The organism is Streptomyces lateritius (assembly GCF_014649715.1).
GTDB classification, from domain to species: Bacteria; Actinomycetota; Actinomycetes; order Streptomycetales; family Streptomycetaceae; genus Streptomyces; species Streptomyces lateritius.
This window is the reverse complement of sequence record NZ_BMTO01000004.1, coordinates 262518-275904: the sequence shown is the minus strand read 5'-3', so window position 1 is coordinate 275904 and position 13387 is coordinate 262518. Positions and strand designations below refer to the sequence as shown.

The following is a 13387-nucleotide window of genomic DNA, read 5'->3' as shown; positions in this document are numbered from 1 at the left end:
CCCCCCGTCCGGCCCGGGCGGACGGGGGGCGCGGTCGGAGGTGGGGGGGCCGGACGTCAAGCGCCGGAACGCGCGCGCGAAGCGCGGTGGGGCCGCAGTCCGGACACCCCCGCACCGCGGGTCCCCGCCCCCGGCCCCCAGTGGGAACCAGGGGCGGGGCCCAGAGACTACTTCTCGGTGACGCCCGCCGAGTCGAACGTCGCGACCTCGTGCATCGCGCGGGCCGCGCTCTGGACGACCGGGAGGGCCAGCAGCGCACCCGTGCCCTCGCCGAGGCGGAGGTCGAGGTCGACCAGCGGACGCAGGCCCAGCTTGTTGAGGGCCGCGACGTGTCCGGGCTCCGCGCTGCGGTGGCCCGCGATGCAGGCCGCCAGGGACTCGGGCGCGATCGCCCGCGCCACCAGGGCCGCCGCGCCCGTGGAGACGCCGTCCAGGACGACCGGGGTGCGCAGCGAGGCCGCGCCCAGGATCAGACCGACGAGCGCCGCGTGCTCCAGGCCGCCGATGGCCGAGAGGACGCCGATCGGGTCCGCCGGGTCGGGCTTGTGGAGGTCGAGGGCGCGGCGGACCACGTCCACCTTCCGCGCGTGCATCTCGTCGTTGATGCCGGTGCCCCGGCCGGTGACCTCCACCGGGTCGACGCCGGTGTAGACGGAGATCAGCGCGGCGGACGCGGTGGTGTTCGCGATGCCCATTTCGCCGGTGAGGAGTGCCCGGTTGCCGGCGGCGACAAGGTCGCGGGCCGTCTCGATGCCGACCTCGACGGCCGCGAGGACCTCCTCGCGGGTCATCGCGAGGCCCGTGGTGAAGTCACCCGTACCGGGCCGGACCTTGCGGGGCAGCAGCCCCGGTGTGGCCGGCAGGTCGGAGGCGACGCCGACGTCGATGACGCAGACCTCGGCGCCGACCTGGTTCGCGAAGGCGTTGCAGACCGCTCCCCCGCCGAGGAAGTTCGCCACCATCTGGCCGGTGACCTCCTGCGGCCACGCGGTGACGCCCTGGGCGTGCACGCCGTGGTCGCCCGCGAAGATCGCGACGGCCGCGGGCTCGGGGATGGGCGGCGGGCACATCCGGGACAGGCCGGAGAGCTGGGCGGAGATGATCTCCAGCATGCCGAGCGCGCCGGCCGGCTTGGTCATGCGCTTCTGCCGCTCCCACGCCTCTCCGAGCGCCTTGGCGTCGAGCGGGCGGATGTTGGAGACGGTCTCCTGGAGCAGGTCGTGCGGCTCCTCGCCGGGCAGCGCGCGGCGGCCGTACGTCTCCTCGTGGACGACCCAGGACAGCGGGCGGCGCTTGGACCAGCCCGCCTGCATCAGCTCGGGCTCCTCCGGGAACTCGTCGACGTAACCCACGCACAGGTACGCCACGACTTCGAGGTGCTCGGGCAGGCCGAGGGCGCGGACCATCTCGCGCTCGTCGAAGAAGCTGACCCAGCCGACGCCGAGGCCCTCGGCGCGGGCGGCGAGCCAGAGGTTCTCGACGGCCAGCGCCGAGGAGTACGGCGCCATCTGCGGCTGGGTGTAGCGGCCCAGGGTGTGCCGGCCGCCCCGCGTGGGGTCGGCGGTGACGACGATGTTGACCGGGGTGTCGAGGATGGCCTCGATCTTCAGTTCCTTGAACTGCTTCGCCCGGGCCTTCGGCAGCGACTTGGCGTACGCCTCGCGCTGGCGCTGGGCGAGTTCGTGCATGCTCCGACGGGTCTCGGCGGAGCGGATGACGACGAAGTCCCAGGGCTGCGAGTGACCGACGCTGGGCGCCGTGTGGGCGGCCTCCAGGACGCGGAGCAGCACCTCGTGCGGGATGGGGTCGGAGCGGAAGCCCTTGCGGATGTCGCGGCGCTCGCGCATCACCCGGAGCACGGCCTCACGCTCGGCGTCGGCGTATCCGGGCGCGGGGGCGCCGACGGTCTCCGTGTCCGCCGCCGACGGCTCGGCGAGGGGCTCGTCGGTGACGGGTTCCCCGACGATCGGTTCGTCGGCGACCGGCACCTCGGCCGACGGCTGCTCGGCCACCGGCTCCTCGGTGAGCGGCTCCTCGGAGACCGGCTCCTCGGCGAGGGTCTCGACGGCGGCCTCGGGCTCGGGCACGGCGGCCTCGGCCTCGGTCACGACGGCAGCCTCGGCCACGGCGGCCGACTCGGCCTCGGCCACGGCGGCCGGCTCGGCCACGGGCTCGGCGGCCGGCTCGGCCACGGCCTCCGGCTGCTCCTGCTGGACGGCCTCGACGGCGACGGGCTCGGCAGGGGCCTCGGCCACCGGCTCCGCGGTCGCCTCCGGCTCCGGGGCCGGGGCAGGGGCCTGCTCGGCGACCGGGGCTTCCTCGGCGACGGGCTCGACGACCTCGACGACCGGCTCCGCCGGCACGTCGGACTCGGCGGGGGGCTCGGGCTCGACCGGTGCGGTCTGAATCGCCTCGGCCTGGGCCCCGTCGCGCGGCGCGGGGACGGCCGCGTGGGGCTCCGCCACCGTCGCCTCCTCCGCGGGCGCCTCGACGGCGGCGGGCGGCGCCGTCACCGGCTCCTCGGCCACGGGCTCCACGGTCTGGACCGGCTCCGCCACGGGCTCGACGGCCACGGGCTCGACCGGTTCCTGGACCTGGACAGGCTCTTCGGCAGGCTCCTGGACGGCCTCGACCGCCGGCGTCGGTGCCAGGTGCGGGGTCGTCGGGACGGTGCCCTCGACCTGGACGAACTGGCCGACCGTTTCTGCGGGGACGGCCTGCGGCGTCTGCGGGGCCTCGGGCGCCGGGGGCTGCGGGTCCCACGGCACGGCACCCTGCGGCGCGACGTCGCCGGGCTGGGGGCCCACCGATGCCACGGGCTGTTCCTGCGGGACGTCGAGGTACTCGGGGCCGGGGGCCGGCTGGGCCGGCGCGGCGGCGACGGCCGCGGGGACCTGCGCGGGAGCGGGAGCGGGGGCGGGCACGGTGACCGGGGCGCCGGCGGGGCCGCGGTCGGCGAGCGACCGGACCACTCCCGCGGTGCTCTCCGGTACGGGCGGGCCCATGTGCAGCGGGCGCCGCGCCGGCGGCGGCGTGGGGGTGGAGGTCGAGGCCGGCGGTGGTACGCGGACCGCGCTGAGGTCGACGGAGCCGGAGTCGCGGCCCGCGGCCTCGTGGGCGCCGGTGTCGAGGATTCCGGGCTCGTAGCCGTGGTCGGTGACGACCTGCTCCTGCGGCGCCGCGGGGACGCCGTGAGCGGGGGTCGAGGGGCCCTGGCCGGGAACCGTCGGCACACCGTGCGCGGGAGTCGAAACGGCTTCGTGCGCGACCTGCGGCGCCTGGAGAGCCTGCGCGGGCTGTGGCATCTGCGCGACGGGTGCCTGGGCGGCGAGCGCGTCGGCGAGCGGTCCCGCAAGGGGGTCGGTCAGCGGACCGGCCATGGGCGGCAGCTGGCCCGGCATCATGCCCGGCGGCGGTACGGCGACCGGCGGCGCGGGCACGGCGCCCGGCTGGTGCTCGCTCCACGCGCCCTGCGCGCCCGGCATGAGAAGCAGGTCGTCGTCCTCGGCTGCGCTCTCGGAGGGGTCCAGGAAGGTGTACGCGCCCGGAGCGGGGATGCCCGGCTGCTCGACCATGCCTGCGTTCTCCGGCAGCCCCTCGCCCGGGACCTGGCCGGTGTCCGTCATGCGTACCCCTCGCCCATCGGTAGTGCTCCTTCAGACCTTCGCCCGTCAACAAGAACGAGCGTGCGCGCCGTGCGGCACGAATGACGCGCGGACACCCCAGCATTGTCGCGGCCTTCGGCCATCGTGGCAGGCAGATCCGCCACGGGACGCTGTGGACTGCGCCACGTCGCGCGTCCCCCATTGCTCCGTACCACATCAGCGGCTCAAAACAACCACTACTTCCGGACATTGGCGAACAAAAGGCCGAACGTCCCGGTGCGGTACAACAATCGGCCAGCCTACCTGGCCCGGTGGGGCGGCATGGTCACGGGGCGAGGTCTGTCCGGTGGCCGGAGAGCAGGAAGACGACCGAACGCTCGCGTTCCGTCCAGTCGTCGGGATCGAGGCCGACGGTCTGCAGGAGGGCGCATTCGACGGTGTAGCCGCCGTCGGCGAGGGCGGCGCCGAGGGCCTCGGCCTCGTCGCGGGTGGAGGCGTGGGTGACGATCCGTTCGGGCCTGCGGTCGGTGCAGGCGGTGACGACGAGGACTCCGCCGCCTCCGATCCGTACGACGTCGGGTTCGGGAAGACGTTCCAGTACGTGCGGGGCGCGGCCGGCTACGGCTTGGAGCTGGAGGCCGTGACGGCGGGCCGCGGCCTCGGTGCGGGCGCAGGCGTCCGGGTCGGCGTCCACGGCGATGACGGCGGCACCGAAGCGGGCGGCCTCGACGGAGAAGGGGCCGCCGCCGCAGCCGATGTCCCAGACGAGGTCGCCGACGCGGGGGCCGAGCCGGGCCAGCTGGGCGGCGCGCAGCGCGGGCGCCTCGCCGCTCCCGCCGCCCGGCTCCTCGGTCGGCAGGGCCCAGCCCCGTACCTTCGGGGTCTCGTGCCCCATCAGCCAGCCTCCGCCGGTCTGTCCGCCGGAGGAGCCGCCGATGACGATGACGACGTTGGGGTCGCGCCAGGCGTGGTCGGCGGCCTTGTCGGAGGTGAGGACGGTGACCTGTTCGCGGTCGGTGCCGAGTTCCTCGCAGATGACGAAGGTGCGGTGGACCCCGTCGAGGAGGAGCGCGAGTTCGGCGGGGCCGGCGCCGGGCGAGGTGAGGACGGCGACCTTGGGGTGGGCGCGGCAGACATTGACGGCGCGGCGCAAGGTGCGCTGGTGGGCGACGACGATCCGGGCGTCGTCCCAGGGCATGCCGGCCCGCGCGAAGGCGGCGGCGACGGCCGAGACCGCGGGGACGACCTCGACCTCCAGGCCGTGCTCGGGAGCGCGCAGGGTGCGGACGACGCCGAAGAAGCCGGGGTCGCCGTCGGCGAGGACGACGGCGGAGCCGCGGTGGCCGGCGATCCGGCGGGCGGCGAGGTCGACGCTGCCGAGGCGGATGCGCTCGGCACCCGGAGGTACCTCGGGCAGTGCGAGGTGGTGGGCGGCGCCGGCGACGAGGGTGGCGGCGGAGAGCGCGGACCGGGCCGCAGCGGTGAGGGGCGAGCCGTCCCAGCCGATCACCGTGACCCGGTCGGCCATCGTAGTCTGTCTCCCTCAGGTGGTCTTGGTGCAGGTCGGGCGGGTGTCGAGCGTACCGGGTGCCGGCTGCGGGCTCAGCTCCAGTCGGTGAACGAGGAGTACCCGGCCTCTGCCATCTGGTCGGCGACGCCTTCGAGGTCCTCGGGCAGCAGGCCCCACACGATGAAGTCGGTGCGCAGGTCGGCCCAGCCGCCGCCCTCGGTGCGGGTGCGGGCTATGCAGGCTCCGCGCAGGACGCCTTCGCTGATGCAGCCGATCTTCTGGGCGACCTGCTGGGCGGCGGCGTTGTCCGCAGCGGTGCGCAGCTCCACGCGCTCGAACCCCTGGTCGCCGAAGAGCCATTGGGCGGTGGCGAGCGCGGCCTCGGAGGCGTAGCCCTCGCCCCGGGCCCAGGGCGCGATGATGTACGAGAGTTCGGTGGAGCGGACTCGCCAGTTGGTCTTGCCGAGCTGGATCACGCCGACCAGGCGCTGGGTGAGGAACTCGGTGACGGCGAGGTCGATGCCCCGGCCGGCTGCGCGTTCGGCGGGGGCGTACTCGGTGATCCAGGTGCGGGCGGCCTCTTCGTTGAACGGCTGGGGCACCGCGGTCCAGGCGGCGACCAGTTCGTCGTTCATCATCTCGGTCAGGGCCGGGGCGTCGGCCTCTTCGAGCGCGCGCAGCACCAACCGGTCCGTGTTGATGGAGATGTCCGGAAAGGTGGTAGTCATGCGCAGCTCCATGCCGAGGACTGTCCGAGTCGACCGTGAACGCACAGCATGCAGCATGCAGCCGCCGGTGCGCATGGCCGGGTCGGGTGTGCGAGGGGTGCGGCGAAGGCCCCGCGCACCGGACGGGATGCGGGGGCCTTCGTCACAAGAACTGTACTGCGGGCCTTACTTGGCGACGGCGCCGAAGGCCGGGGTGACCGAGCCGTCGTAGGTGTCCTCGATGTACTTCTTCACCTCGGGCGAGTTGAGGAGCTTGGCGAGCTTCAGCACGCGGGCGTCCTTCTCGTTGCCCTCCTTGACGGCGAGGAAGTTGGCGTACGGGTTGTTCTCGGACTTCTCCAGGGCGATGGCGTCCTTGGCGGGCTCGAGCTTGGCCTCGATGGCGTAGTTGCCGTTGATGACGGCGGCGTCCACGTCGTTCAGGGCGCGGGGCACGGTGGCGGCCTCCAGCTCCTTGAACTCCAGGCCCTTCTTGTCGGTGATGTCGGAGAGCTTGGCGTTGGTGCCGACGCCGGCCTTCAGCGTGATCAGGCCGTTCTCGGCGAGCAGCTGGAGCGCGCGGCCGCCGTTGGTGGTGTCGTTGGGAACGGCGACGGTCTGACCGGCCTTGATGTCCTTGAGGTCCTTGACCTTCTTGGAGTAGAGGCCGAGGGGCTCCAGGTGGACGTTGACCACCGGGACGATGGTGGTCTTGTTCTTCAGGTTGAAGTCGTCGAGGTACGGCTTGTGCTGGAAGAAGTTGGCGTCGACCTGGCCGGACTGGGTGGCGGTGTTCGGCAGGACGTAGTCCGTGAACTCCTTCACCTCCAGCTTCAGGCCTTCCTTCGCGGCGAGGTTGTCCTTGACGAAGTTGAGGATGTCGGCGTGCGGCGTCGGGGACGCGGCGACGACGAGCGCCTTCGAGGTGTCGCCGGAGCCGGCCGCGTCCTTGCCGGAGGACGGGTCGGAGGCGGTGCCGCAGGCGGTGAGGCCCAGGGCGAGCGCGGAGGCGGCGGCGATACCGGCGGTGAGCTTGATGTTCTTACGCACGAAGAGTGCCTCTTTCGGTGATGCGGTGGACGCCTGGACAACGAGTCCGGGCTCTTCTTCGAGAATCGAAGTCTTTGGTTACGCGCTGGGGTCGCGCGGGTCGGTCACGCGGTCCGGCCGCGGCGGGCGAGGAGCCGGACGGCGAGATCGCCGATGAGCTGGACGACGGTGACGATCCCGATCAGGACGACGACGGTGACCAGCATGAACTGGGTGTCGAAGCGCTGGTATCCGTATGTGATCGCCTTGGAGCCGAGCCCTTCGCCGCCGACCGCGCCGGCCATCGCCGAGTAGCCGATGAGCACGATCACGGTGGTGGTGACGCCGGAGACCAGGGAGGGCAGGGCCTGGGGCAGCAGCACCTTGCGGATGATCGTGGGGACCGAGCCGCCCATGGACTGGACGGCTTCGACCAGTCCGTGGTCGACCTCGCGGACCGCCGTCTCGACCAGGCGCGCGAAGAAGGGGATGGCGCCGATGGCGAGCGGCACGATCATCGCGGTCGGGCCGATGAAGGTGCCGACGACGAAGGTGGTGAAGGGGATGAGAGCGATCAGCAGGATGATGAACGGCAGCGAACGGCCGATGTTCACGACGACGCCGACGACCTTGTTCACCACGGTGTTCTGCAGCAGTCCGCCCTTGTCCGTGAGGACGAGGAGGATGCCGAGGGGCAGTCCGCCGAGGATGGTGACGAGCGTGGCCCACAGGACCATGTAGAGGGTGTCGACGGTGCCCTGCTCAAGCAGGGGCTGCATCTCCGACCAGGTCACTTGGCACCTTCCTTGACCAGTACGGGCGCCGCGTCGGACGCCGTCTCCTCGTCGACGACGTCGACCTGGAGGCCCTGCTCGCGCAGGAAGCCGACCGGGACGACGTTCTCCTCGTACCGTCCGGGCAGTTCGATCCGCATCCGGCCGATCTGCTTCCCGCCCACCGTGTCCATCGCCGCCCCGAGGATGGAGATGTCGATGTTGTACGTGCGGGAGAGCTGGGAGATCACCGGCTGGGTGGCGGCCTCGCCGTGGAAGGTCACGTCGAGGACCGTGCGGTCGGGGCCGGTGGGCGCGCCGCTGACCGGGAAGAGCTCGGCCGCCAGCTGGGAGCCGGGGGTGGCGAGCAGTTCGCCGACGGTGCCGGACTCGACGATCCGGCCCTTCTGCATCAGCGCGGCGGAGTCGCAGATCGTCTTGACGACGTCCATCTCGTGCGTGATGAGCAGGACGGTGAGGCCGAGCTGCCGGTTGAGGTCGCGCAGCAGCTGGAGGATGGATCGGGTGGTCTCCGGGTCGAGGGCGCTGGTGGCCTCGTCGGAGAGGAGGACCTTCGGCTCGCCGGCGAGGGCGCGGGCGATGCCGACGCGCTGCTTCTGGCCGCCGGAGAGCTGCCCGGGGTAGGCCTTGGCCTTGTCGGCGAGGCCGACGAGGTCGAGGAGTTCGAGGGCGCGGCGCGAACGTTCGGCGCCGGAGACGCCGAGGATCTCGAGCGGCAGCTCGATGTTGTCCTTGACCGTGCGGGAGGACAACAGGTTGAAGTGCTGGAAGACCATGCCGATGGAGCTGCGGGCCCGGCGCAGGTCCTTGCCGGCGCGTCGGCCGTTGCCGGCCAGCGCGGTGAGGTCGACGCCGTCGACGGTCACGGTGCCGGAGGTGGGGCGCTCCAGGAGGTTGACGCAGCGGATGAGCGAGGACTTGCCGGCGCCGCTCTGTCCGATGACGCCGTACACCTCGCCCTCGCGAACGTGGAGGTCGACGCCGTCCAGAGCGGTGACCTGGCGGCCTCGCGACTCGTAGACCTTGGTCAGGCCCGAAGTGGTGATCACAGGGGTTTCCGTCACTGTCGAGTGCGCGGCGCGGGGTCCGCCGGGCACGGGGCATTCGTCGTTCGGACAGTCAGGCGCGGATCGGCCGGCTCGGAGGGGTGTCCGGAGACGGCGTGTGCGCGGGGCAGCGCGGTCCGGCGCCGGTCGGCGGGCGGATCGGCTCGGCCGTCGGGGTCTCGCTTCGGGGCGTGAGACTCGGGCCGCGGGGCGCAGGCGGGGGCCCTCAGAAGGCGCACATTCGACACATACAACGAGCACCGGGCGTCGTGATCGCCTCGGTCGCAAGGGTGCGGCTGCTCGTCGTGGTCATGTGGGCAAGTAAAGCACGCGGGTGTCCGACGCCTTCGGGCGTGTCCGAATAGCGGACGCCGTCGAGACGGCATGCGGACACTTCTCCTGGTCTCCGCGCGGGCGCCGGAATCGGCGCGTGTGCTCCGCCCCTCCTTCGGTGACCTGGGTGGACACCCCGGGCAGGTGGGTCACGGTCGGGTCGGTGAGGAGTGCGGAGCGGGCGCCGGCTGTGGCCAAGGCCACGTGGCGCGTGCGCGGCGGGGCTGCCCCGCCGCCGGAGCGCGAGGGTCCGCGAAGGGTGGGGGTGAGCGCATCGGGCCATTCGGCCCGTAATACCCTCGGGCGCATGCTTGACGCCCTGACGGTCGCGGTTTCGGTGGCCGCGCTCGCCCTCGCCGCCTGGTGCGGCTTCGCCTTCTTCCGCGACCAGCCGACCAAGGACTGGCACTTCATCGGCATGGCCGTGGTGACCCTCCTGGCGCTGGTCCAGGTCGTCGTCGGCATCGTGCAGCTGTCGCGGGGCGAGAAGGCCGAGGAGGGCACGACGATCTTCGTCGCGTATCTGCTGGGTGCGCTGTGCGCGGTGCCGGCGGCCGGTTTCATGTCGCTGGCGGAGCGGAGCCGTTGGGGCTCGGCGACGGTGGCGGCGGGCGCGATCGTCCTCGCGGTGCTCGAAGTACGTCTCCACGACATCTGGACGGTGGGCTGAGATGACCGCGACCGAGGGCACCACGCGGCTGGTCGAGGGTCCCGGCATGCTCCTTGTCTGGCTGTACGGCGTGATGTCGGTGGGCGCGGTCTCGCGCTCGATCTACCAGATCGCCACCGAGTTCGACCGGGCGCCGCTCGCGTACGCGCTGTCGGCGGTGGCGGCCGTGGTGTACGCGTTCATCACGTACACGCTGGTCCGGGGCGGGGAGACGGCCCGCAGGGCGGCGCTGGTGTGCTGCGCCGCCGAGCTGGTGGGCGTCCTGACCGTCGGGACGTGGACGCTGGTCGACCCCTCCGCGTTCCCCGACGCCACGGTCTGGTCGGACTACGGCTACGGCTACATCTTCATCCCGGTCCTGCTGCCGGTGACCGGGATCTGGTGGCTGCGCCGCTCTCGCGCGAGCGTCAAGGTCGGGTCCGGAAAGTAGCGCCGTCCGCCCGCAGGCCAGGCGGGACTTCACGGCCACGGCCTAGGGAGCTCGTGGATCAGGCCGCCTTCTCCAGGGTGACGAGCGTGAGGCGCGGACCGATCTCGTGCGTGGCGACCTGTGCGTAGCCCTTGCGGCGGTAGAGGCGCAGATTGGCCTCGCTGCGGTGGCCGGTGAAGAGCTGGAACCGCTTGGCGGCGGGGGCCGGGTCGCCTGCGAAGTGCTTCTCGATGGCGTCGAGCAGGCGGCCGCCGAGGCCGTGGCGGCGCATCCGCGGGTGGACGATCAGCTTGGCGATGTGGACGGTGCCGGCCTCGTCGACCCGGCCGCGGACGGAGGCGACGATCTCGTCGCCGAGGCGCGCCACGAGCGCGTGCCCCTCGGCCAGTTCGGCCCGCAGAGCGTCCAGGGACTGGATGAGGGGCTCGATGGACCAGTCGCCGTAGAGCTCGGCCTCGCTCTGGTAACAGAGGTACTGCAGTTTCAGTATGTGCTCCGCGTCCTGCGCGTCAGCCGCTGAGATGGTCACGCTCATGCCCATGTGCGCATGCCTCCCGCTCACCTGGTCCACCGGTCGTCTACCGCACCCTGCCCATCGGGCGGGGAGCGGGAACCTCTGCAGCCAGCATTCTGCGCAGGCATCCCAGGCAGCGGGAACGCATCGGCCCCAGACTGCCCTGTGAGATACCCAACTCCCCTGCGATTTCTCGGTAGGTGGGGTCGGCCGGGTCGAGCATCGCGGTGAGCAGCCGGGGGCAGTGGCCGGGGGTGCGGCCGACGGCGGCGCGCAGGACGCGGCGGAGTTCGGCGACGAGCGCGGAGCGCTCGGGAGAGGTGTGCGGTTCGGCCGCCGCCTCGCCGCCGTAGGGGCGTTCGCGCAGTGCGGTGCGGCGGGCGCGCCGGGCCTCGCCCCGGACGGCCCGGCGGAGCCAGTCGGCGGGGCGTTCGGGTGCGTCGTCCTCGTGGAGCCGTTCCAGGAGTTTGAGCCAGACGGCCTGTTCGAGGTCCTCCGGCTCGACTCCGGCGGCAGCGGCCTCGGCCTGCGATTCGGCGGCGAGGAGGGGGGCGAGAGTGCGGAGGAGGTGGGGTTCGGCGTCCGTCATGCCCGGCACGACGGGCCCGGGGCGGCGGGCGGTTGCGGACGGCGGCCCGAACCACCCGGTCGGGTGCCGGGGCCGCCGTCGCGTGCGTGGGCCGTCGGCCCGTCAGCTCGTCCGCCCGCCGGCCCGTCAGTTCGTCCGGAAGTCCGCCGCCGCCAGGAGGGCGGTGTCGGGGTTGTCGGAGAAGATGCCGTCGATGCCGGTCGCCAGGTACTTCCTCAGCGCGCCGAAGGAGTCCCCGTAGGCCGCCGGGTCGGTGCCGCGGCGGAAGTCCGCGGGAAGGAAGGAGTTCTCGTTGCGGTGGGTGTACGGGTGGAGGATCAGGCCCTTGGCGTGCGCGTCGCGTACGAGCGTGGTCGGCGTGCCCAGCCTGCCGGCGGCGTCCTTGGGGATGACGAGGTCCAGCAGCGGGCCGATGCCCTGCGCGAACGAGGCGATCCACGACAGGCCCTCGGGCGTGATCAGGTCGGCGACCGTGCGGGGGTCGCCGGCCTCGCGGAAGTCCCAGGGGCGGTCGTCCGGCGTCCACAGCAGCACCACGCGCGGCGTGGAGACGAGCTGTGCCATCCGCCGCATGCTGGTCGGTTCGAAGGACTGGAGGAACGTCGGCGAGTCGGCGCGGTGACGGCCGTACCGGCGCAGCAGTCTGGCGAGCGGCTCCTCCAGGCCGAGGCCCAGGGAGCGGAAGTAGGTGGGGTGCTTGGTCTCGACGTGCAGCCACACCGGGTGGCCGCGTCGGCGGCCTTCCCGCTCGGCCCAGCGCAGCACCTCCTCGAAGGTGGGGATCTGCCAGCGGCCGTCGTAGAGGGTGTTCTCCTGCCGGGTGCCCGGGATGCGCTCCTTGGCGCGCAGGGTCTTCAGCTCGGCCAGGGTGAAGTCCTCGGTGAACCAGCCGGTGAGGGAGGCGCCGTCGACCGACTTGGTCGTCCTGCGGGAGGCGAACTCGGGGTGGTCGGCGACGTCGGTCGTGCCGGTGATGTCGTTCTCGTGACGGCAGACGAGATGACCGTCCTTCGTGGGGACGAGGTCCTGCTCGATCACGTGGGCGCCGAGGTCGAGGGCGAGCTGGTACGAGCCGAGGGTGTGCTCGGGGCGGTAGCCGCTGGCGCCGCGGTGGGCGATGACGGTGGGGACGGGCAGGGAGCGGAAACCGTGGCCCTTGCCCTTGCTCTTGCCCTCGGCCTCGGTGGCGCCGGCGGCCTCGGCGGCCTGCGCGGCGCCTGTGCCTGTGGGCAGGACCGTGGAGGCGCCCAGCACGGCCGCTCCCGCGGCTCCGAGAACCGTCCGCCGTGCCGGGATCCCGTGTGCACCCTGTGTCATGAAGGCTCCTTCTGTGTGATGTCCCGCACCTGTCAAGCGTTGGCCCGACCGTAGGCACTGACCCCGTACCTACGGCAGACCCTGGCCGAACATGGCGGAAACACACGTCAACACTGCGTATCCACTCGGTGAACCCGATGTGCGCGCCGCGGTGACCCGCGAGTATCGTCGCCACCTGCACAGACCGCCCGCCCCGACACCGGAGGAACCGTTGTCCCGTCTCGCACTCATCAAGGCAGTGCTCGGACCGATCCTGCGCCTGATGTTCCGCCCACGTGTGGAGGGCGCCGAGAACATCCCGGGGACGGGTCCGGTGATTCTCGCGGGCAACCACCTCACCTTCATCGACTCGATGATCATGCCGATCTGCACGGACCGTCCGGTCTTCTTCATCGGCAAGGACGAGTACGTGACGGGCAAGGGCGTCAAGGGCCGGCTGATGGCCTGGTTCTTCACCAGTGTCGGCATGATCCCGGTGGACCGCGACGGCGGCCGCGGCGGTGTAGCGGCACTGATGACCGGTCGTCGCGTGTTGGAGGAGGGCAAGATCTTCTCCATCTACCCGGAGGGCACCCGCTCCCCCGACGGCCGCCTGTACCGGGGGCGTACCGGTATCGCGCGCCTCACGCTGATGACCGGCGCGCCGGTCGTGCCCTTCGCGATGATCGGCACCGACAAGATCCAGCCGGGCGGGGCGGGGCTGCCCCGGCCGGGGCGGGTCACGGTGCGCTTCGGCGAGCCGATGGAGTTCTCGCGGTACGAGGGGATGGACCGGGACCGCTATGTGCTGCGGGCGGTGACGGACTCGGTCATGTCCGAGGTGATGCGGCTCTCCGGGCAGGA

Annotated in this window: 12 protein-coding genes; 3 read left to right on the top strand and 9 right to left on the bottom strand. The window is 72.4% G+C overall.

Annotation, left to right across the window (positions count from 1 at the left end):
• Positions 1-167 precede the first annotated feature (167 nt).
• The 6 genes from cobT to IE136_RS10155 form a co-directional block, all read right to left on the bottom strand.
• Complete coding sequence (cobT, locus tag IE136_RS10180) at positions 168-3626, bottom strand: nicotinate-nucleotide--dimethylbenzimidazole phosphoribosyltransferase (RefSeq protein WP_189600158.1); 3459 nt, start codon at positions 3624-3626, stop codon at positions 168-170.
• A gap of 304 nt (positions 3627-3930) precedes the next feature.
• A complete protein-coding gene (gene cbiE, locus IE136_RS10175; protein ID WP_158985548.1) occupies positions 3931-5133 on the bottom strand; it encodes a precorrin-6y C5,15-methyltransferase (decarboxylating) subunit CbiE in 1203 nt (400 codons plus the stop codon).
• A 74-nt stretch (positions 5134-5207) separates the two neighbouring features.
• The gene (locus IE136_RS10170; RefSeq protein ID WP_189600157.1) at positions 5208-5843 is read right to left on the bottom strand and encodes a GNAT family N-acetyltransferase; all 636 of its coding nucleotides are present in this window, start codon (positions 5841-5843) and stop codon (positions 5208-5210) included.
• A gap of 165 nt (positions 5844-6008) precedes the next feature.
• On the bottom strand, positions 6009-6872 hold the full coding sequence (locus IE136_RS10165; RefSeq protein WP_158985553.1) for a MetQ/NlpA family ABC transporter substrate-binding protein: 864 nt from the start codon (positions 6870-6872) through the stop codon (positions 6009-6011).
• A 104-nt stretch (positions 6873-6976) separates the two neighbouring features.
• On the bottom strand, positions 6977-7645 hold the full coding sequence (locus tag IE136_RS10160) for a methionine ABC transporter permease (RefSeq protein WP_158985555.1): 669 nt from the start codon (positions 7643-7645) through the stop codon (positions 6977-6979).
• Positions 7642-8742: a methionine ABC transporter ATP-binding protein gene (locus IE136_RS10155; RefSeq protein WP_158985557.1), complete on the bottom strand. Its 1101-nt coding sequence runs from the start codon at positions 8740-8742 to the stop codon at positions 7642-7644. Before IE136_RS10155 ends, IE136_RS10160 begins: the two co-directional genes overlap by 4 nt.
• Positions 8743-9331: 589 nt before the next feature.
• On the opposite strand from IE136_RS10155, the gene IE136_RS10150 reads away from it, so the two are divergent.
• Positions 9332-9694: a hypothetical protein gene (locus IE136_RS10150; protein ID WP_158985559.1), complete on the top strand. Its 363-nt coding sequence runs from the start codon at positions 9332-9334 to the stop codon at positions 9692-9694.
• A gap of 1 nt (position 9695) precedes the next feature.
• Positions 9696-10124 carry a hypothetical protein gene (locus tag IE136_RS10145; protein WP_189600156.1) on the top strand — a complete coding sequence of 143 codons (429 nt, stop codon included), beginning with the start codon at positions 9696-9698 and terminating at the stop codon, positions 10122-10124.
• A gap of 58 nt (positions 10125-10182) precedes the next feature.
• Here IE136_RS10145 and IE136_RS10140 read toward each other — a convergent pair whose 3' ends face one another.
• From IE136_RS10140 to IE136_RS10130, 3 genes are all read right to left on the bottom strand, one after another.
• The gene (locus tag IE136_RS10140; RefSeq protein WP_158985563.1) at positions 10183-10665 is read right to left on the bottom strand and encodes a GNAT family N-acetyltransferase; all 483 of its coding nucleotides are present in this window, start codon (positions 10663-10665) and stop codon (positions 10183-10185) included.
• A 37-nt stretch (positions 10666-10702) separates the two neighbouring features.
• The gene (locus IE136_RS10135; protein WP_189600155.1) at positions 10703-11227 is read right to left on the bottom strand and encodes a sigma-70 RNA polymerase sigma factor region 4 domain-containing protein; all 525 of its coding nucleotides are present in this window, start codon (positions 11225-11227) and stop codon (positions 10703-10705) included.
• Positions 11228-11353: 126 nt separating this feature from the next.
• Positions 11354-12544: a glycerophosphodiester phosphodiesterase gene (locus IE136_RS10130; RefSeq protein WP_189600154.1), complete on the bottom strand. Its 1191-nt coding sequence runs from the start codon at positions 12542-12544 to the stop codon at positions 11354-11356.
• A gap of 211 nt (positions 12545-12755) precedes the next feature.
• On the opposite strand from IE136_RS10130, the gene IE136_RS10125 reads away from it, so the two are divergent.
• The coding region (locus tag IE136_RS10125; RefSeq protein ID WP_189600153.1) for a lysophospholipid acyltransferase family protein at positions 12756-13387 on the top strand (632 nt) is incomplete at its 3' end.